The organism is Streptomyces sp. MUM 203J (assembly GCF_022414595.1).
Taxonomy (GTDB): domain Bacteria; phylum Actinomycetota; class Actinomycetes; order Streptomycetales; family Streptomycetaceae; genus Streptomyces.
On the sequence record NZ_JADWYO010000016.1, the window covers coordinates 60,677 to 79,892 of the forward strand.

The window sequence follows — 19,216 nt, forward strand, 5'->3', positions numbered from 1 at the left end:
GGGCCCTCGGGGGCGGACCGGCGGCCCGGCCCCGGGGGGCGCCCCCTCGGCCCGGCCCGGGGCGGGGCCTCAGGGCTTGAGGACCAGGTGGTCCGTCTTGCCCTTCTCCACGGCCTGTTCGCTGTACGCCCAGCCGAGCAGCTCGCCCTTGGCCCACTTGTCCGTCTGGTCGGTGTAGTGCGGGTGGTAGGCGTGGCCGGACGCGCCGGCCAGGTTGATCCAGCGGGACTTGTCCCAGTCCCCGACGTTCACGACCATCCGCATCGACGGCACCCAGACGACGTCGTAGCCCCCGGCCGCGTTCCAGCCGGTCGCGTTGACGGCCGCCTCGCCGCCACTCAGGTTCCACGGGCCGCGGTTGAGCAGCTGCTTCACGACAGCCGGGCCGCCGGTGCCGAGGGTCTGGTTGTCCAGGTTCAGCTGGTGCAGCCGCCCCCAGCTCCAGGTCGAGACGTCCTTGCCGAGCTTGGCCGTCAGCTCCCAGCGGGCGTCCTTCATGGCCCGGGCCAGCAGCTGGTCACGGGTCTCCGTGGCCTCGTCCAGCCGGTTCTCCGGGGACTGCCACCAGGCGTTCTTCTCGTCCTTCAGCAGCGGGCGGACCACCTCGTACCAGCGGTCGCCGCCGTCCGGCTGCGCCTGGTCGGGCGCACGCCGGCCGCACTCCCGCACCAGCTTGTTGCGCCGGTCCTCGGGGACCGTGGCGTCGGCGGGCGGGACGTTGAGGCACTCGCCCTTGACGCGCAGCTCCTTGGGGAGCTTGTTGCCGAAGGCCAGCTTCAGGACATTGCGCCAGACCGCGTTGAAGTAGGCCGCGGCGCCCGAGTCGCTGTCCTGGGTGTAGTTCCAGCCCTCCAGCAGCTGCTGTGCCTCGCGGACCTGCGGGTCGGAGATGTCGATCTTCAGCAGGTAGGGCGTCAGCAGCTTGGCGATCTCGCTGCTGTTGTCCATCTGCATGGTCCGCATGTCGTCCGTGGAGACCTTGCCACCGTCCTTGATCTTCGACTCGATGAGGTCGTTGATCCGCTGGCTGCGGGCGCCGTAACCCCAGTCGGTCGTCAGCAGGTGCGGGTAGGCGGCGTCGACGACGGCCTGGTTGGCGGTGGTGATGTAGCCGCGCTTCGGGTCCAGCTCGTAGGGCAGCTCCTCGAACGGGACGTAGTCCTTCTTCCAGTCGTACGCCGGGTCCCAGCCGGGCGCCGGGTAGCGGCCGTCGTGCTTCTTGCCGCGCACGGGGATCCTGCCCGGCGCCTGGTAGCCGATGTGGCCCTCGGCGTCGGCGTAGATCAGGTTCTGGGACGGCACGTCGAAGTCGCGGGCGGCTTCCCGGAAGTCGGTGAAGTTCTTCGCCCGGTTCAGCTTGAAGACGGCCTCCATGGTGGTGCCGGGGTCCAGGGCGGTCCAGCGCAGGGCCACCGCGTAGCCGTTGCTCCGGTCGGGCGCGCTGGCGGTGACGGGGGCCTTCTGTCCGACCTTCTCCAGCTCGCCGCTGCGGTCGGAGATGAGCGGGCCGTTGTTGGTCTCGCGGACGGTGATGGTCCGCTCGCCGCCTCCGGCGATCCTGATGACCTCTTCACGGCTCTCGAACGGCACCTCCTCGGTGCCGCGCAGGTAGCCGCGGTCGGTGACCTTCTCCAGGTAGAGGTCGGTGACGTCGGCACCGAGGTTGGTGAGGCCCCAGGCGATGTCCTGGTTGTGGCCGATCACGACGCCCGGCATGCCGGCGAAGGTGTATCCGGCCACGTCGTAGCGGCAGGTCTCGGACACGGCCCGGCAGTGCAGGCCCATCTGGTACCAGAGCGACGGCAGCTGGGGGGCCAGATGCGGGTCGTTGGCGAGGAGCGGCTTGCCGGTGGTGGTGTACCGGCCCGAGATGACCCAGGAGTTGGAGCCGATGCCGTGGCCGTTGGTGCCGAGGAGAGCGGGGACGTCGTCCAGCGCCTCGGAGAGGGCGGCGAGCTGCGTCTGGAAGCCGTTCTGGGCGCCGTTCTGCGCGGCCGGGGCCTGGGTCCCCTGGGGGCCGTTCTGGACGCCGGAGCCGGAGCCCGTGCCGGTACCGGAGCCCGTACCGCCGTCGTCCTCGCCGCCCGCCGGGGTCGCCTCGAAGTCGTCGACGATCGGGCGGTGGAGGTCGTACGGGTAGCCGGGGTACAGCTCCTCGACCTGCTCCCCGCTGAGGCGGCCCCGCATCAGCGAGCGGTCGATCTCGTCCTCCATGTTGCCGCGCAGGTCCCAGGCCATGGCCTTGAGCCAGGCGACGGAGTCCACGGGCGTCCAGGGCTCGATCGTGTAGTCGTGCTCGAAGGCGAGGGCGGAGTACTCGACGGAGACGTCGCGCGGCTCCTTGTCCTTCAGGTAGGCGTTGACGCCGTCCGCGTACGCCTGGAGGTTCTTCTTCGTCTCCTCGGAGAGCTTGGTGTCGAACTCCTCCTCGGCCACCCGGTGCCAGCCGAGCGTGCGCAGGAAGGCGTCCGTGTCGACCAGCTTCTCCCCGAGCAGCTCGGACATGCGGCCCGCCGTCATGTGGCGGCGCACGTCCATCTCCCAGAACCGGTCCTGCGCCTGGACGTACCCCTGCGCGCGGAACAGGTCCTCGTCGGTGGAGGCGTAGATCTGCGGCACCCCGTAGTCGTCGCGCTTGACGTCCACGGGTCCTGAGAGCCCGGCCAGCTGCAGCGTGCCGGTGGTCTGCGGGAACGGCGCACGGACGGTGCTGACGCTCCAGTAGGCGCCGTATCCGATGCCCGCGACCAGCGCCAGCACCAGGGCGATCACGAGCAAGCGGGCACGTCGCCCCTTCTTCTTGGGGGAAGAGACGGTGGTGTTGGCGGGCATCGCTGTCCTTCGAGGCGCAGGCTTGGTCCGGGAGTGCTGGGAGCAACCATAGGCGCAGCGGCGGAGCGGCCCGGACGCGGTGTCAGCGAGGAGGCCCGGCAGCGGCGTCCACGTGCGCGGAGGAAGCCCGTCAAGGAAGCGTTAATGATTAGGTAAGGTAACGAAGTACCCTCAAGCGGAGTCCATGCCGGACACCCCTGGATGCCCTGTATGCCCCGCTTGCCATGGGAAAAGCCACAAGGCTCCTCGTCCAGGGCCTTATACGACCGGGAAAGGATCGGCCCCTGACTGTCCACCAGCTCAACGAACTCCTCCTCTTCAGCTCGCTCGTCCTGCTCATCGCCGTGGTCGCGGTGCGGCTCTCCTCCCGAAGCGGGCTCCCCAGCCTGCTCCTCTACCTGGGCATCGGCATCGCCATCGGCCAGGACGGCATCGGCCAGGTCTCCTTCGACAACGCCGAACTGACCCAGGTCATCGGCTACGGCGCGCTCGTCGTGATCCTCGCCGAGGGCGGCCTGGGCACGAAGTGGAAGGAGATCAGACCCGCCCTGCCCGCGGCAGCCGTGCTGGCGACGTTCGGCATCGCGGTGAGCGTGGGCGTCACGGCCGCCGCCGCGCACTACCTGGTCGGCCTCGAATGGCGCCAGGCGCTGCTGATCGGCGCGGTCGTCTCCTCCACCGACGCCGCCGCCGTGTTCTCGGTGCTGCGGAAGGTGCCCCTCCCCGCGCGGGTGACAGGCACCCTGGAGGCGGAGTCCGGGTTCAACGACGCTCCCGTGGTCATCCTCGTGGTGGCCTTCTCCACGACGGGGCCCGTCGACAGCTGGTACCTGCTGGTCGGGAAGATCGCCCTGGAACTGGCCATCGGCGCGGCCGTCGGACTCGCGGTGGGCTTCCTCGGCTCGTACGGGCTGAAGCGCGTCGCCCTGCCCGCCTCCGGCCTCTACCCGATCGCCGTCATGGCCATCGCAGTCACCGCGTACGCCGCCGGGGCCCTGGCGCACGGCAGCGGCTTCCTCGCCGTCTATCTGGCCGCCGTGGTGCTCGGCAACGCCCGGCTGCCGCACCAGCCCGCCACGCGCGGGTTCGCGGAGGGGCTGGGCTGGATCGCCCAGATCGGGATGTTCGTGCTGCTCGGGCTGCTGGTGACGCCGCACGAGCTGCTGGAGGACTTCTGGCCGGCGGTGGCCATCGGGCTGGTGCTGACGGTGGTGGCCCGGCCGCTGTCGGTGCTGCTGAGCCTGCTGCCGTTCCGGATCCCGTGGCAGGAGCAGGCGCTGATGTCCTGGGCGGGGCTGCGCGGCGCGGTGCCCGTCATCCTGTCGACGATCCCCATGGTGACCGGGATCGAGGGCAGCAGGAAGGTCTTCAACATCGTCTTCGTGTTGGTCGTCGTGTACACGCTGATCCAGGCGCCGACCCTGCCGGGGCTCGCCCGGCGGCTGCGGCTGGGCGAGGGCGACGCGGCCACCGACCTGGGCGTCGAGTCGGCGCCCCTGGAGCGGCTCCGCGGCCACCTGCTGTCCCTGGCCGTTCCTGAGCGGTCCCGGATGCACGGCGTGGAGGTCGCGGAGCTGCGGCTGCCCCCGGGCGCGGCGGTCACGCTGGTCGTACGGGACGGGAAGAGCTTCGTGCCGTCCCCGTCGACGGTGCTGCGCCGCGGCGACGAACTGCTGGTCGTCGCCACCGACCCGGTGCGGGACGCGGCGGAGAAGCGCCTGCGGGCCGTGGGCCGGGGCGGCAAACTGGCGGGATGGCTGGGAACGGGCGGAGTCCGCTGACCGGGCGCCCCCGAACGCCCGCCCCGGGCGGCGTGCGACGGGGGCGCCCCCGGTAACGCGCACGTGGGCGGCCCCCGCGTACGGGCATCGCTTTCGCAGGTCCGCGAGGCACCGGGTCACGTATTTCACAGGTGCCACTGCGCCGTCTCCCTGTACCATGAAGGCACACTGATCGACCAACTCTGCCTGACGCAGGGCTGGCGCGACCGTATGGCGGCCGGGCCGTTCCACAGGGACACCGCTGAGAACTCCGGTATCTACCGCGCTTCCGCGCAAGAGGACAGCCCTCGGCGACTCCCGGCACCCCGGGCGCGCTACCAGGCGGCAGAAAGGCACGGGCCGTGGCATCCACGGTCGCTTCTGACGCTGCGAAGCGTCCGGGATACGGACAGCTCCTGCGCACTCCCGGCGCCTGGACGTTCCTCCTCCCCGGTTTCGCGGCACGCCAGCCCTTCGCGATGCTCACCATCAGCATCGTGCTGCTGGTGCAGCACACCACCGGCTCGTACGGCACCGCGGGTGCCGTCGCGGCCGTCACCGGCGTCTCCATGGCGCTGTTCGCCCCGCAGAGCGGCAAGCTCGCGGACCGTTTCGGCCAGCGCGCCGTCCTGCTGCCCGGCGTCCTCGTGCACGCGGCGTCGGGTGTGACCCTGACCGCGCTCGCCCTGGCGGGAGCGCCTCTGTGGGCGCTGTTCGCGGCGGCGGTGCCCACGGGCGCTTCCGTGCCGCAGGTCGGCCCCATGGTCCGGGCCCGCTGGGCGGCCAGGCTGGACGGCTCGCCGCTCATGCAGACGGCCGCCGCTTTCGAGTCCGTCACCGACGAGTTCACGTTCGTCGTCGGCCCGGTCCTCGCGACCGCGCTGTGCACCGGCGTCCACCCGGCGGCCGGCCTGGCCGCCGAGGCGGTCCTGACCCTGGCGGGCGGACTGCTGTTCGCCGCCCAGAAACGCACCCAGCCCGCCCACGGGCGGCTCTCCGCGGACTCCGGCCAGCGGAGCGGCGCCTCCTCGGCGCTGTCCGTCCCGGGTGTGCGCGTCCTGGTGGTGGCCTTCCTCGGCATCGGCACCGTCTTCGGCGGCATGCAGGTCTCGCTGACCGCGTTCACCGAGGAGATCGGCAATCCGGGCGCCAACGGCCTGATGTACGGGCTGTTCGCGGCGGGCAACATGCTGGCCGGTGTCGCCGTCGGCGCGATCACCTGGAAGACCGGGCCCCGGCGCCGCCTCGTGCTCGGGTACGCGGCGCTGACCGCCGCCGCCTCGCTGCTGTGGGCCGCGCAGTCGCTGCCGGTGCTGGGCGCGCTCGGCCTGGTGGTCGGCCTGTGCATCGCACCCGCGCTGATCACCGGCTTCACGCTCGTCGAGTCGCTGGTCCCGGCCGGTTCCCGTACCGAGGCCTTCACCTGGCTGACCGGCGCCGTCGCGCTGGGCCAGGCCGCCGCGGTGACGGTCGCCGGGCGGCTCGCGGACTCGTACGGCTCGGCCGCCGGGTTCCTGGTGCCGCTGGGCGGTACGGCGCTGGCCCTGGCCACGCTGGTGGCGCTGCGGTCGCGACTGGCGGCCCGGCCCGCGGGGCGCACCGTGGCGCGTGGCATCGGTCACCGCGTGCCGGTGACGGTGGACTGACGCGAGGGAATGCGTCACTATTGATGCTCGTTAGCACTCATCGAGTGAGAGTGCCAGGAGGAAGACAAGTGCCGACCTACCAGTACCAGTGCACCGAGTGCGGCGAGGGCCTCGAGGCGGTGCAGAAGTTCACCGACGACGCCCTGACCGAGTGCCCGAGCTGCAAGGGACGCCTCAAGAAGGTGTTCTCGGCCGTCGGTATCGTCTTCAAGGGCTCCGGCTTCTACCGCAACGACAGCCGCGGCGCGTCGTCGAGCAGTTCGCCGGCGTCCTCCTCGAAGTCCACCGGCTCGGCCTCGGACTCCTCGGCCGGCTCGTCCTCCTCGGACGCGAAGTCCACGACGCCCTCCACCGCGTCGAGCAGCGGCTCCAGCACGTCGAGCAGCAGCTCCGCCGCCTGACAGGACTCTTCCCCGAGGGCCCCGCCGTCCCGTACGGCGGGGCCCTCGGCGTACCCCGGGACCGCACCGGGGGCAAGGGCGGCCCTCCCGGTGCAGCCGGAGGGGCGGGGCCGGGCTCTCGCCCGCACCGGGGGGGACGCGGCTCCCGTCCGGCGCAGCGCCGCGTTTAGGGTGAGCGGCATGGCGATGAACGCAGAGATCGGCGTGATCGGCGGTTCCGGCTTCTACTCCTTCCTGGAGGACGTGACCGAGGTCCCGGTCAGCACCCCGTACGGCAGCCCCAGCGACTCCCTGTTCCTCGGCGAGGTGGCCGGGCGCAGGGTGGCCTTCCTGCCCCGGCACGGGCGCGCTCACCGCCTGCCGCCGCACCGCATCAACTACCGGGCCAACCTGTGGGCGCTGCGGTCGGTCGGGGTGCGCCAGGTCCTCGGTCCGTGCGCGGTCGGCGGGCTGCGCGGCGAGTACGGGCCGGGCACGCTTCTGGTGCCGGACCAGCTGGTGGACCGTACGAAGTCCCGGACGCAGACCTACTTCGACGGGGAGCCGCTGCCGGACGGCACGGTGCCGAACGTGGTGCACACGACGTTCGCGGACCCGTACTGCCCGGACGGGCGCAAGGTGGCTCTGGCGGCGGCGCACGGGCGGGGCTGGTCCGCGGTCGACGGCGGCACGATGGTGGTCGTCGAAGGCCCGCGCTTCTCGACGCGCGCCGAGTCGCGGTGGCATGCCGACATGGGCTGGTCCGTCGTCGGCATGACCGGTCACCCGGAGGCCGTCCTGGCCCGTGAGCTGGGCCTCTGCTACACGTCGATGGCACTGGTGACGGACCTGGACGCGGGTGCGGAGACCGGTGACGGCGTCTCGCACACCGAGGTGATGCGGGTGTTCGGGGAGAACGTGGAGCGGCTGCGGGCGGTGCTGTTCGACGCGGTCGCGGCACTGCCGGAGGCCGACAGCCGGGCCTGCCTGTGCACGCGGGCGCATGACGGCTGGGACCTGGGGATCGAACTGCCGTAGCGGGGCCCTCGGGCTTTCCGGCGGACTGGACGGGCGGGCCCCTCCCGGGGCTCCCGGGTGCCGGTGGTTCCTTCCGCAGGTTCCGGAGCCGGCGGGTCCTTCCGGGTTTCCGGGGGATCCGGGGGCCGGCGGGGCCTTTCCGGGGTTCCTGGGAGTCTTCCGGGGTTTCCGGGGGTGACCTGCCGAGGTTCCTGGCGGGGCCGCCGGGCCTGGCGGTGGGGGGCTCGGCCGCTTCCGCGCGGCGCGTTCCCTCAGGCGGGTGAGGGAGTTGTCCACAGCCGGGGGATCGTCCACAGGCCGGGGCAGGGGGCACGGAGAACCGGGATCGTGAGGTCCGTCGGCGGACAGCCGTCGACGGACCTCGGCAGATCTCGCGACCGGGTTCGCGACCGACCAGGCGGTGACCCCATGCCACCCTGCGCACACGCACACCACCCCGCTTCCCCCGCGCCCTCCCCCGCCCCGCTTCCCGGGTACGTGCCCAGGACCGGGACGGTGCCGCAGTTCGCGCCGCTGCGGGTGCGGGCGGGGCGGCACCGGCTGCGTCGGGCGCTGCGGCGCAGGCGCCGCGCGCTGGCAGCCGTGATGGCGATGGCAGCGGCGGCACTGGCGGCGTCGGGCTACCGCCAACCCGTGCCCCCGGAACGTACGGGGACGGTCGCCGCACCGCGTACGGCCACGGCGACCGCGCGGCCGGCCGGGAGGGCCCCGGAACCGGCCGGGGCCGCGCTGGTGTCCGCGCCCGTACGGATCGCGGACGCCGAGACGGTACGGCTCCTGAAGCCGGGCGACCGGGTGGATGTGATCGCCGCGCCGCCGCCCGCCGGCCCTTCACCGGACGGCGGACCGTCGGCCCGGGTGGTGGCCACGGGCGCGCGGGTGGCCCGGGTGCCGCGCGCCGAGCCGGGCGGTGGGTCAGTCGGGGGCGGGGCGCTGGTGGTGCTGACCGTGCCGCGCGCGACGGCGGCAGAACTCGCGGCGGCCTCCACCACGTCACGGCTGGCGGTGACCTTGTGTTGAGTCGCACGTACGCACAGTCCCGTCACCGGTCCGTGTGTACGGATTGGACGGTTCTGTGCCGGACGCGGCGTAATGGCCCAGCCAAGTGCACCAGCGTCGACGAAAGGCACAACGGTGAGCCAGGAGAACAGGACCAACCTGCTGGACGGCTTCAAGGCGTTCCTGATGCGGGGGAACGTGATCGATCTGGCGGTGGCGGTGGTCATCGGCGCCGCCTTCACCAACATCGTGAACTCGGTGGTGAAGGGCGTCATCAGTCCGGTCGTCGGCGCGTTCGGCACGCAGAACCTCGACGGCTACCAGCTCTGCCTGAAGTCGCCCTGCGTGGTGGAGGGCGGCGAGGTCACGAGCGGCGTCGCCATCCTGTGGGGCTCGGTGGCCAGCGCAACCCTCTCCTTCCTGATCACGGCGGCGGTCGTCTACTTCCTGATGGTGCTGCCCATGGCGAAGTACCTGGCCCGCAAGGCCGCCCAGGAGAAGGCGGGCGAGCCGGCGGTCGCCGAGAAGACCCCGGAGGCCACGGAGCTGCAGGTTCTGCAGGAGATCCGCGACACGCTGGTCCACCAGCGCGGCGGCAGCGACTCCGCCGCGGCGGGCGCGGTCACACGCTGATCCGGCAGGAGAGCGACCGGCGGATCACGTCGGCATCCGGGCCGGGTGTGCTCCTGCTGCGGCCCGGGTCTGCTCCGCCGGACACGCTCCCGGACGCGCCCCGCCCGGCGCGCACTCGTGCCGGACGAGGACGTGGCCCTGCCCCACGGTCCAGCCGGCCGGAGGACCGGCAGGACAGGACAGCCGGGAATCCGGATCCGGCCACACACAGGGCCGGTCACGGGCGGCGGACAAGCGCCGGTCCAGGCGGGGGCCGGTCAGAGGTGGTGCGGGGGCTTCTCGTCGAGGAAGCGGGCCAGGTCGGCGGCGGAGCCGTCCCCCGCCGGAGCCCGCTCGCCCCACCCGCGGTCCGTATCGTCCGCGGACTGCTGCTCCAGCGGATCGTCGAAGACCAGCGCCGAGGGCTCCTTCGCGGTCGTTCGTGGGCTCGGCGCGGAGGTGGCCTCCGCTGCGCGCGGGCCAGGGGCGGGGGCGGTACTCATACGCCCAGCGTACGCCCGGAAACGCCCCCCGAGCAGGTCAGCGCCCTGCCACGGCCGTTCCACCGGAGGGCTCCGGCGGCCGCCGCGCGCCGCATGGGCGCGCCCCGCCCGGCTGGTGAGCCCGGCTCTGCTGTGCTGTGACCCATGACACACCCTGCTGAGAGCGCACGGCCTCTGCGTCCGCTGGTGTCACGCGACCGTGACCAGGAGCACCGCGCCGCGACGCCGCTGGAACTCCTCTTCGACCTCTGCTTCGTCGTGGCGGTCGCCCAGGCGGGCATCGAGCTGGTGCACGCCGTCGTGGAGGGGCACGCGGGCGAGGGGATCATGGAGTACGCCATGGTCTTCTTCGCCATCTGGTGGGCGTGGATGAACTTCACCTGGTTCGCCTCGGCGTACGACAACGACGACGCGCTGTACCGGCTGGTGACGTTCGTCCAGATCGGCGGCGTGCTGCTGCTGGCGGCGGGCGTGTCCCGGGCGTTCGGGGAGCACGACTGGCTGCTGGTGTACCTCGGATACGTGGTGATGCGGCTGGCGTTGGCGTTCCAGTGGCTGCGGGCGGCTCACGACGCCTCGGGCGCCGAGAGGACGATGGCGCTGCGGTACGCGGGCGGGGTGCTGGCCTGTCAGGTGGGCTGGACCGCCCTGGTCCTGGTGCCGGAGGAGGGCAGGCCGTGGGTGTTCCTGGTGATGGTGGCCGCGGAGCTGTCCGTGCCGCCGTTCGCGGAGCGGGACTTCGCGACCAGCTGGCACGCGCACCACATCGCGGAACGGTACGGCCTGTTCACCATCATCGTGCTGGGCGAGACGATCGCGGCGTCGACGGTGGCCGTGAAGTCGGGCGTGGAGGAGAACGACGCGCTCGGCGAGCTGGTGCCGATCGCCGCCGGCGGCCTGCTGCTCGTCTTCGCGGCGTGGTGGATCTACTTCGCGGTGCCGGCCCACGCGCGGCTGCGTTCCAACCGGGAGGGCTTCCTGTGGGGGTACGGGCATTACCTGATCTTCGCGTCGGCGGCGGCGATCGGGGCGGGCCTGGAGGTGGCGGTGGAGCACGCGGTGGGCGAGACGCACCTTTCGGACACGTCCGCGGCGGCCGCGGTGACCCTGCCGTACGCGCTGTACCTGCTGCTGGTGTGGGCACTGCACGCCCGGTACTTCAAGGTGGGCCTGGCGCAGCAGCTGGTACTGCCCGTCGCGGCGCTGGGGGTGCTGCTGTGCACCTTCGCCGGCCACTGGGCGGTCCTGTCGGCGGGCCTCGTGGCGGCGGCCGCGGTGATCACGGGTGTGACGCTCGCGGCCCGGATGCCCGACCGGGAGGACGCGGCGCGGCGGGCCGCGGCGTGATGCGGGCGGGCATGGTGCCGCGGGGACGGCCCGGCGTGCTAGGCATTGACCATGGGCGCCGAGGGAGGGTCAGGCATGCTGACGGCCGGGCGGGTTGACGGACTCACGGATGTGGCGGGACTGCGGGTGGGGCACGCGAGCGTGCCGGGGCCCTCCGCCCTGAGCGGCACGACGGTGGTGCTCGCACCGGAGGGCGGTGCCGTCGCGGCCGTCGACGTACGGGGCGGCGGCCCCGGCACGCGGGAGACGGACGCGCTGGACCCCCGCAACCTCGTGCAGAAGGTCGACGCGGTCGTCCTCACGGGCGGCAGCGCGTTCGGCCTGGACGCGGCGAGCGGGGTCATGAGCTGGCTGGAGGAGCAGGGGCGGGGGGTGCGGGTGGGGGCGGGGCCCACCCAGGTGGTGCCCGTCGTACCCGCCGCCTGCCTGTTCGACCTGGGCCGTGGCGGGGACTGGCGGGCTCGCCCCGGCGCGGCGACGGGGCGGGCGGCGGCGGAGGCGGCCGCCGCCGCGGAGCCCGGGGCTCCTGTGGTGTGCGGGTGCGTGGGGGCGGGGACGGGCGCGGTGGTCGGCGGCCTGCGGGGCGGGGTCGGGACGGCCAGTACGGTGCTGGAGGGTTCCGGGGTGACGGTCGCGGCGCTGGTCGTCGCCAACGGCGTGGGCTCGCCGCTGGATCCGGTGACGGGTGTGCTGTACGGGGCTTACGGGGACCCGCTGTTCGCGGCGGAGGGCGCGTCGGGCCCACCTGCGTATCCGGCGGCCGAGGCGCACTCGGCGGCGATGCTGCGGCTGGCGGAGGCGCGGGAGCGCAGCGGGATGCCGCCGATGAACACGACGCTGGTCGTGGTGGGTACGGACGCGGAGCTGACGCGCGCCCAGGCGCAGAAGGTGGCCGGCACGGCGCACGACGGCATCGCGCGCGCCGTCCGGCCGGTGCACCTGCTGAACGACGGCGACACGGTGTTCACCCTCGCGACCGGCGTACGCCCGCTCACCGAGGGGCGCGCGTCCTCCGGGGGCCGCGCCGTGGACGCGGCGGGTCCGCTGGCGCTGAACCCGGTGCTCGCGGCGAGCGCGGACCTGGTGGCGCGGGCACTCGTACGGGCGGTGCTGGCCGCCGAGGGTGCACGGGGTCCGGGCGGCGACTTTCCGTCGTACCGGGGCCTGTACGGACCGATGCCGGGTATCAACTGACGTACTGACAGAGAGCGCTGACGGGGCATCGACACACCGGGCGGGGGCGCGCGGGAACCGTCCGTGCGCGCCCTTCGTTTCACGGAAGCCGGACGCGGTGTCGCACAGAGGCACTACCTTGAGCAAGCATCGAGTAACACGCGGCGACGGCCCTGGAGACCCATCTTGAACGATCCGAACGATCCGATCGAGCGGAACGATCCGTACGAGACCACGGAGCAGCACGTCGAGCGGCTCCTGGGTCGGGCGCTGAACTCCTTCGACCTGCCCGATGCCATGGTCGAACGGCTCCGCGGGGCCCTGGCGCACGCGACTGCGCTGCACTCCTCACACCACAGCGCGGCGCTCCACCGAGCCACGTACCGCCATGCCTTCCTCCTCCCGGACGGGACGTCGCTCACGCTGTGGGAGCTGGTGCACCACACCGGCACGGACGGCCGCGACCACCATGAGCTGTATGCCGAGAAGGCGGAGGTGCGGCTGGCGGCTGCGCGGCTTTCGGACGCGTTCGGCTCCCCGGACGCGGTCGCACTCGGGGATCCGCTGGACGACGACCTGGACGCCGACCTGGAGCTGCTGAGCACGCTGCTGGTGCGCCCGCCGGAGCCGATGCCGCGCGTGTACGTGCCGGACGACTCGGCGGACCACGCCCGCCGGGTGCTGCGCCGTGCGGAGAACGCGGACCGCCCGGGCGAGGCGGTGACGGCGCGGCTGCGTGGGGCGTTCGCACACCACATCCAGCAGGTGTTCGGGCGGCAGTGCAGTGTCGCGGGGCGGGACGCCGGCTTCTCCCTGTACGAGCACGCGTTCCTGTTGCTGGACGGCACGGAGATCAGCGTGTGGGAGGTCGAGCACACGGCGACGCCGGACGGCCGCCACATGTGCGAGGTGTACGAGAACGAGCGCACCGCCCGCGCCGCGATGGAGTCCCGCGCCCGCGTGCGCTGACGCCTCCGCCTCCGCCTCCGGGCGGAGCGCCCCTTGACGCGCCGCCCTCATGAGACGCGCGGCGGCCCCTGCCGGGCCCTGACACTTGGCGGGGGGCGCCGCGTCTCCTTCGTTCCGGCGGGTCGGCTGCCGTCGATGGCGAGCCTCGGGGAAGCCCCCAACCCCGTTGTCAGCGGCCCGCCTTGGTGGCCGAAAACAGCCCTCTGCTTAGACGATCAACGCTCACAGCCTGGTCGGGCGCCGCACCAGCGCCCACGCACGGGGGAGAACCACCATGGCACGGCTCATCAGGGCGGCGGGACTCGTCGACGGTGCCGCCGAGCACCGCACGTCGCTGGTCCGCTGGAACTGAACGTCGAGCCGGGGGCCTCATCCCCCGGCAGGCGACATGTGACCAGCGCGTCTGCTTGCGGTCGGCCCGACGATCGCGGCAAGACGGCCGAGCCGGATGCACGGCGGCGAGTACAGGGCGGAGTTCCAGGTCTTGAACCCGCTGGTGGCGACCGCGTTCAGCGGGTAGCCGCCCGGGCCGCGCAGGAACACGACTCCGGCCAGGAGGCGGAGCCGGGGCGGCGCCACCGGTCCGGGCCGTCTGTCTGCCTCGCTTCTCGACTCCGGAGGTCCGTCTTCGGCCGGCGACGACGGCGGTCACGGCTGTGGGTCGGCGGCCTCGGGGGGCACGCGTGCGCGTTCCCGCCAGGCCTGCTCCCACTGGCGGGTCAGGGCCGGGTAGACGATCAGGTAGCGGAACGGCGCGATCAGGGCCATGTACAGCCGTCCGAACCGGCCGTTGGGTTTGACCAGGACCGCCATCCGCAGTTCGAGGTCGCCGCTGCCGTCGTCGGCCGGCACCCACCCCAGGTGCATGAGGGTGTGGACGGTCCTGTTCGCCAACTCGCGGACGGACTCGCGGTCGAGGTCGTACACGGGGGTGAACGGGGAGCCGTCGGAGGCGGAGCCGTCCACCGTCCGGCGGAGGTCGTCCGGCAGGCGGTCGCGCAGCGGCCGGACCCGTGTGCCGAGACCTGCCCCGGGCTTGTCCCATCCGAGCAGGGCGCCGAGTTTCCAGCGCACGGCGAACAGGAACCGGACCGGCGGGGCCTGCTTGGCGAATCCGCCGTCACCCCGCATCGCGGCGAGCATCACCGGGAAGTCGTCCGGCCCGGCGCCGGGGGTGCGGAAGGACCACACGTCCTCGATCTCGAAGTCCCGGGCGAACTCGTGGATCCGCCACGGCTGTTCAGCATGGGAGGTGCGAGGGAGTCTCACGGCCGGTACCGCCTCTCGGGTCCCGTTATACGCTTCCGTACAGGACGAGGCTAGATCGAATATACGGTGGCGTATATCCGGTGGACGGGTGAGGTGGGACACATCGTGGGCGCAGCTCGCACACCACGTGACAGATGGGTGGAGGAAGGCCTGCGCGCGCTGGCCGACGGCGGCCCGGACGCTGTGAGGGTCGAGGTGCTGGCGAAGCGGCTCGGCGTCACCAAGGGCGGCTTCTACGGGTACTTCTCCGACCGTGAGGCGCTGCTGGAGGCCATGCTGGACGCCTGGGAGCGGGAGAGCACCGACGGGGTCATCGACCAGGTCGAGCGCGAGGGCGGCGACCCGAAGACCAAGATCCAGCGCGCGGGCATCCTCACCTTCTCCGACGACCGGCTCCTCCCCATCGACCTCGCGGTCCGCGACTGGGCCCGGCGCGACGAGGCGGTCGCGGGGCGCCTGCGCCGGGTCGACAACCGCCGTATGGCCCTGCTGCGCCAGATGATCGGCACCTTCTGCTCCGATCCCGACGAGGTGGAGGCCCGCAGCCTGATCGCCTTCTGCGTGGCCATCGGCCACCACTCTCTCGCCGCCGACCACGAGGGCCGTACCCGGCTCGAGGTCCTGACCCGCGCTGGCGACCTGATCCTCAACCGCACCCGCGGCCGGTAGGGCCCGGCCCGGTGCGCATTCGGCCGTCGTCGCCGTCTCCGCCGCAGGCGGTGCACGAGGCCGCCCGCACCAGAGCGGGCACGATCAAGCACCGGGTGGGTGCCTGATCGTGCCCGTTCCCGCCCGCTCGATGCCTGACGCGGTACGTCAGACGGTCACGGCGCCGCCGAGAGCGCCGGTTCGCGGGGGGCGGCCTCGGAGGTATCGGCGGCCTCGCCGGGCTCCGCGCCGCCCTCCACATGCTGTGCCGGACGTGAGGGAAGCGCGAACATCAGCAGGAACACCACGCCCAGCACCAGCGCCACCCAGCCGAGCGCCCCGGTGAACGCCTCCGCCACGGCGGCCCCGATCCCACTCGGCACGAAGACCACGGACACCAGGCCGAGCCCGAACGCGTTACCCATCTGCATGACCGAGTTGACGATCCCGGAGGCCGACCCGGAGTGCTCGCGCGGCACGTCCGACAGCACCGCGTCGGTCAGCGGCGCCACGACCAGGCCCATGCCCGTGCCCATCACCACCAGCGGCAGCGCCATCTGCCACGAGGTGATGCCCATGCCGTACCGGTCCGCCTCCCACATGTAGAGGCCGATCCCGGCGATCATCGCCAGCGCACCTGCCTGGAGCACCTTCCGGCCGAAGCGCGGCACCAGTTTCTGCACCGAGACGCCCGCTGCCACGGACACCGCGATCGAGAACGGCACGCCCGTCAGCCCGGCCCGCAGCGCGCTCCAGCCCAGGCCGACCTGCATGTACAGCGTCCAGACCAGGAAGTAGATGCCGAGCCCGATGCCGAAGGTGAGCTGTACGGCCGTGCCCGCGGCGAAGCTCCGCACCCGGAACAGGGACAGCTCGACGAGCGGCGAGCCGTCCCGCCGGGCCTTGCGCTTCTCGTACGCGACGAAGCCGGCGAACACCGGAAGCGCGGTGGCCATCATCACGAAGCACCAGGCCGGCCAGTCCAGCTCGGCGCCCCGGGTGAGCGGGTACATCAGCAGCAGCATCGCGGCGACCGCGAGCACGACACCCGGCAGGTCGAGACGGAGCGCCTTCGGGGCCTTCGACTCGCTGATGAACGCCCGGCCCAGCAGCAGCGCGGCCAGTCCGACCGGCAGGTTGATGAGGAAGATCGGCCGCCAGGCCAGCCCGAACAGGTCCCACTCGATGAGCAACGCGCCCAGCAGGGGACCCGACACCGCGCCGAGCCCGACGACGGCGCCGAACATGCCGAAGACCTTGCCGCGCTCGTGTGCCGGGAACGTGGCGTGCACGATCGACAGCACCTGCGGGACCATCAGCGAGGCGGTCGCGCCCTGGAGGATGCGGGAGGCGACCAGCATCTCGGGGCTTCCGGCGAAGCCGCACAGCGCGGAGGCCACGGTGAAGCCCGCGACGCCGATGAGGAACAGGCGCTTGCGGCCGTGGATGTCCCCGAGCCGGCCGCCGGTGATCAGCCCGGCGGCGAAGGCGAGAGCGTAACCGGCGGTGATCCACTGGATGGCGCCGAAGCCCGCGCCGAGGTCCTGCCTGATCGCGGGGATGGCGATGTTGACGATCGTGACGTCGACCAGGTCCATGAAGGCGGCGGTCATGACGATGGCGAGCGCGAACCAGCGGCGTCGGTCGGGTGCCGGGGTCCGCGGGGGCGCAGGGACGGGCTGCGGAGAGGTGTCGGAGGTCATGCCGGAGAGACTAGGCAGCATATAGGTCAGCTTCTGGCCTAGATGCGCGGGATCCTGGATGCCATGACGGACACGACATCTGCGCGTCTCACATCCGCACGTCTGCTGAAGCTGCTGTCCCTGCTCCAGACCCCGCGCGAATGGCCGGGCAGTGAGCTCGCCGAGCGGCTGGAGGTCAGCTCGCGCACGATCCGGCGGGACGTCGAGCGCCTTCGTGACCTCGGCTATCCGGTCGAGGCCACGAAGGGCGCGGTCGGCGGGTACCGGCTGGTCGCCGGTGCGGCGATGCCGCCGCTGCTGCTGGACGACGAGGAGGCCGTGGCCATCGCGGTGGGGCTGCGGGCCGGGGCGGGGCACGCCATCGAAGGCGTGGAGGAGGCGTCCGTACGGGCGCTGGCCAAGCTGGAGCAGGTGCTGCCGTCGCGGCTGCGGCACCGGGTCTCGACGCTGCAGAGCGCGACGCTGCCGTTGACGCGTGGCGACGGCGCGACGGTCGACGCCGGGACGCTCACCGCGCTGGCGGCGGCCGTCACCGGGCGGGAGCGGCTGCGTTTCGGCTACCGGGCCGGGGACGGCGCCGAGTCGCGGCGCCAGGTGGAGCCGTACCGGCTGGTGTCGACCGGGTACCGCTGGTATCTCGTCGCGTACGACCTGGGGCGGGAGGACTGGCGGACGTTCCGGGTGGACCGGGTCGCGGACCCGTTCCCGACGGGCGCCCGGTTCACGCCGCGGGAGCTGCCGGGCGGGGACGCGGCGGAGCTGCTCGGTCAGTCGCTGCGGGGGCGGCATCCGTCGATGGACGTGGACGTGACGTTCGCTGCGCCCGCCTCGTTCGTGGCGGCGCGGTTGCCTCCGTTCCTGGCGCCGGAGGCGACCGGGGAGGGGACCTGTCGGCTCCGGGCGCGGGTCGCGGACTCGGTGGAGTGGCTGGCCCTGCGGCTGGCGCTGGTGGACTGCGAGTTCGCGGTGCGGGGGCCGGATGTGCTGGTGGGGTACGTGGCAGGCCTGGGGGCGCGATTGGGTCGGGCGGCCGGGCAGGGCGGCTGACGGCGTCACGCAGACGCCGGCAGCCGGCCACCGGGCGAGAGCGTCACGCGGACACCGGCAGCACCCCGCACAGGGCGACGCCCCGCCGGGGGGAGGGCGGGGCGCCGCGGGCCACCGTCCCGCCCCAGGGGGGGGATCCGGGCAGGGCGGTGGGGTCGCGGGCGGCAGCCGTCAGGCCGCCGCGTCGAAGCCGGTGTCTCGGGCCAGGCGCTTCAGCTCCATCAGTGCGTGCTTCTCGATCTGGCGGATCCGCTCCCGGGTCAGGCCGTGCTCCTTGCCGACCTCCGTGAGCGTCCGCTCGCGGCCGTCCTCGATGCCGTACCGCATCCGGATGATGGACGCGGTGCGGTGGTCGAGCCGGTCGATCAGGTCGTCGAGCTCCTCGCTGCGCAGCAGCGTGAGCACCGACTGTTCGGGCGACACCGCCGAGGTGTCCTCCAGCAGGTCACCGAACTGGGTCTCCCCCGCGTCGTCCACCGACATGTTCAGGGACACCGGGTCACGCGCCCAGTCCAGGACGTCGCCGACCCGCTCCGGGGTGGAGCTCAGCTCGCCGGCGATCTCCGCGGGCTCCGGGTCGCGGCCGTGCTCGCGGTTGAACTCGCGCTGCACCCGGCGGATCCGGCCCAGCTCCTCCACCAGGTGGACGGGGAGCCGGATCGTGCGCGACTGGTCGGCTATGGACCGGGTGATGGCCTGGCGGATCCACCACGTCGCGTACGTGGAGAACTTGAAGCCCTTGGTGTAGTCGAACTTCTCCACCGCGCGGACCAGACCGGCGTTGCCCTCCTGGATCAGGTCCAGCAGCGGCAGGCCGCTGCGCGGATAGCGGCGGGCCACAGCCACCACCAGCCGCAGGTTCGAGCGGATGAAGACGTCCTTGGCGCGCTCCCCCTCAGCGACCAGGAGCTCCAGCTCCTCGCGGGTCGCCCCGCCGGCGGGTGAGTCGATCTCGCCGTCCAGGATCCGCTGGGCGTACACGCCGGCCTCGATGATCTGGGACAGCTCGACCTCCTTCGCGGCGTCGAGCAGCGGTGTCCGCGCGATCTCGTCGAGGTACATTCCGACCAGGTCGCGGTCCGCGATCTCCCCGCGAACGCTGTCTGCCCGCTCGGTCCCGGTGGTGGCGGACTTGTCACGGACGACGGCACGGGTTGCCATGCGAGCTCCCTTGGCTGAGTAGGTCGCGACACCCTTCTCGGGTGCCCTGCATCACTGCATCCGTGGGAAACAACGACTGGAATCCGGACAGAATTCCCATGCGGCGCATCTATTTCTGTGATCATGCAG

16 protein-coding genes are annotated in these 19,216 nt (G+C 72.5%); 11 read left to right on the forward strand and 5 right to left on the reverse strand.

The window, feature by feature from the left end; genetic code table 11:
- Window positions 1-69: 69 nt before the first annotated feature.
- Window positions 70-2,832, reverse strand: coding sequence for a penicillin acylase family protein (locus I3F58_RS11695; RefSeq protein WP_240108261.1), 2,763 nt, complete (start codon window positions 2,830-2,832; stop codon window positions 70-72).
- 224 nt (window positions 2,833-3,056) lie between these two features.
- On the opposite strand from I3F58_RS11695, the gene I3F58_RS11700 reads away from it, so the two are divergent.
- The 6 genes from I3F58_RS11700 to mscL all read left to right on the forward strand — a co-directional run bounded on the left by I3F58_RS11700 (window position 3,057) and on the right by mscL (window position 9,288).
- Entirely contained in the window at window positions 3,057-4,613 is a 1,557-nt protein-coding gene (locus tag I3F58_RS11700; RefSeq protein WP_240108262.1) for a potassium/proton antiporter, read from the forward strand.
- 341 nt (window positions 4,614-4,954) lie between these two features.
- Complete coding sequence (locus tag I3F58_RS11705) at window positions 4,955-6,238, forward strand: MFS transporter (protein WP_240108263.1); 1,284 nt, start codon at window positions 4,955-4,957, stop codon at window positions 6,236-6,238.
- Between the two features lie 68 nt (window positions 6,239-6,306).
- Complete coding sequence (locus tag I3F58_RS11710; protein ID WP_240108264.1) at window positions 6,307-6,639, forward strand: FmdB family zinc ribbon protein; 333 nt, start codon at window positions 6,307-6,309, stop codon at window positions 6,637-6,639.
- 180 nt (window positions 6,640-6,819) lie between these two features.
- A complete protein-coding gene (locus tag I3F58_RS11715) occupies window positions 6,820-7,656 on the forward strand; it encodes an S-methyl-5'-thioadenosine phosphorylase (protein ID WP_240108265.1) in 837 nt (278 codons plus the stop codon).
- 495 nt (window positions 7,657-8,151) lie between these two features.
- The gene (locus tag I3F58_RS11720; RefSeq protein ID WP_240108266.1) at window positions 8,152-8,676 is read left to right on the forward strand and encodes an RcpC/CpaB family pilus assembly protein; all 525 of its coding nucleotides are present in this window, start codon (window positions 8,152-8,154) and stop codon (window positions 8,674-8,676) included.
- A 114-nt stretch (window positions 8,677-8,790) separates the two neighbouring features.
- Window positions 8,791-9,288 carry a large conductance mechanosensitive channel protein MscL gene (gene mscL / locus I3F58_RS11725; RefSeq protein ID WP_240108267.1) on the forward strand — a complete coding sequence of 166 codons (498 nt, stop codon included), beginning with the start codon at window positions 8,791-8,793 and terminating at the stop codon, window positions 9,286-9,288.
- 257 nt (window positions 9,289-9,545) lie between these two features.
- On the opposite strand, the gene I3F58_RS11730 is transcribed toward mscL, so the two are convergent.
- Entirely contained in the window at window positions 9,546-9,770 is a 225-nt protein-coding gene (locus I3F58_RS11730; RefSeq protein WP_240108268.1) for a hypothetical protein, read from the reverse strand.
- 144 nt (window positions 9,771-9,914) lie between these two features.
- Between I3F58_RS11730 and I3F58_RS11735 the strand changes: the two genes are divergently transcribed.
- The 3 genes from I3F58_RS11735 to I3F58_RS11745 all read left to right on the forward strand — a co-directional run bounded on the left by I3F58_RS11735 (window position 9,915) and on the right by I3F58_RS11745 (window position 13,259).
- Window positions 9,915-11,117 carry a low temperature requirement protein A gene (locus I3F58_RS11735; RefSeq protein WP_240108269.1) on the forward strand — a complete coding sequence of 401 codons (1,203 nt, stop codon included), beginning with the start codon at window positions 9,915-9,917 and terminating at the stop codon, window positions 11,115-11,117.
- A 75-nt stretch (window positions 11,118-11,192) separates the two neighbouring features.
- Complete coding sequence (locus tag I3F58_RS11740; RefSeq protein WP_240108270.1) at window positions 11,193-12,311, forward strand: P1 family peptidase; 1,119 nt, start codon at window positions 11,193-11,195, stop codon at window positions 12,309-12,311.
- Between the two features lie 165 nt (window positions 12,312-12,476).
- Entirely contained in the window at window positions 12,477-13,259 is a 783-nt protein-coding gene (locus tag I3F58_RS11745) for a DUF6227 family protein (RefSeq protein ID WP_240108271.1), read from the forward strand.
- Window positions 13,260-13,907: 648 nt separating this feature from the next.
- On the opposite strand, the gene I3F58_RS11750 is transcribed toward I3F58_RS11745, so the two are convergent.
- A complete protein-coding gene (locus tag I3F58_RS11750; protein ID WP_240108272.1) occupies window positions 13,908-14,528 on the reverse strand; it encodes a DUF2867 domain-containing protein in 621 nt (206 codons plus the stop codon).
- Between the two features lie 105 nt (window positions 14,529-14,633).
- Between I3F58_RS11750 and I3F58_RS11755 the strand changes: the two genes are divergently transcribed.
- A complete protein-coding gene (locus I3F58_RS11755; RefSeq protein WP_240108273.1) occupies window positions 14,634-15,197 on the forward strand; it encodes a TetR/AcrR family transcriptional regulator in 564 nt (187 codons plus the stop codon).
- A 155-nt stretch (window positions 15,198-15,352) separates the two neighbouring features.
- On the opposite strand, the gene I3F58_RS11760 is transcribed toward I3F58_RS11755, so the two are convergent.
- Complete coding sequence (locus I3F58_RS11760) at window positions 15,353-16,879, reverse strand: MFS transporter (protein ID WP_240108274.1); 1,527 nt, start codon at window positions 16,877-16,879, stop codon at window positions 15,353-15,355.
- A gap of 63 nt (window positions 16,880-16,942) precedes the next feature.
- Between I3F58_RS11760 and I3F58_RS11765 the strand changes: the two genes are divergently transcribed.
- Window positions 16,943-17,926 carry a YafY family protein gene (locus tag I3F58_RS11765; RefSeq protein ID WP_240108275.1) on the forward strand — a complete coding sequence of 328 codons (984 nt, stop codon included), beginning with the start codon at window positions 16,943-16,945 and terminating at the stop codon, window positions 17,924-17,926.
- 171 nt (window positions 17,927-18,097) lie between these two features.
- Here the strand turns inward: I3F58_RS11765 and I3F58_RS11770 are convergent, their stop codons facing one another.
- Window positions 18,098-19,087: a sigma-70 family RNA polymerase sigma factor gene (locus tag I3F58_RS11770; RefSeq protein ID WP_240108276.1), complete on the reverse strand. Its 990-nt coding sequence runs from the start codon at window positions 19,085-19,087 to the stop codon at window positions 18,098-18,100.
- Between the last annotated feature and the right edge of the window lie 129 nt (window positions 19,088-19,216).

What these genes read in the sequence shown, in the direction of transcription:
- I3F58_RS11695 (WP_240108261.1), bottom strand. Translation starts at nt 2,832, where the DNA reads ATGCCCGCCAACACCACCGTCTCTTCCCCCAAGAAGAAGGGGCGACGT.
- I3F58_RS11700 (WP_240108262.1), top strand. Translation starts at nt 3,057, where the DNA reads ATGGGAAAAGCCACAAGGCTCCTCGTCCAGGGCCTTATACGACCGGGA.
- I3F58_RS11715 (WP_240108265.1), top strand. Translation starts at nt 6,820, where the DNA reads ATGGCGATGAACGCAGAGATCGGCGTGATCGGCGGTTCCGGCTTCTAC.
- I3F58_RS11730 (WP_240108268.1), bottom strand. Translation starts at nt 9,770, where the DNA reads ATGAGTACCGCCCCCGCCCCTGGCCCGCGCGCAGCGGAGGCCACCTCC.
- I3F58_RS11735 (WP_240108269.1), top strand. Translation starts at nt 9,915, where the DNA reads ATGACACACCCTGCTGAGAGCGCACGGCCTCTGCGTCCGCTGGTGTCA.
- I3F58_RS11740 (WP_240108270.1), top strand. Translation starts at nt 11,193, where the DNA reads ATGCTGACGGCCGGGCGGGTTGACGGACTCACGGATGTGGCGGGACTG.
- I3F58_RS11760 (WP_240108274.1), bottom strand. Translation starts at nt 16,879, where the DNA reads ATGACCTCCGACACCTCTCCGCAGCCCGTCCCTGCGCCCCCGCGGACC.
- I3F58_RS11765 (WP_240108275.1), top strand. Translation starts at nt 16,943, where the DNA reads ATGACGGACACGACATCTGCGCGTCTCACATCCGCACGTCTGCTGAAG.
- I3F58_RS11770 (WP_240108276.1), bottom strand. Translation starts at nt 19,087, where the DNA reads ATGGCAACCCGTGCCGTCGTCCGTGACAAGTCCGCCACCACCGGGACC.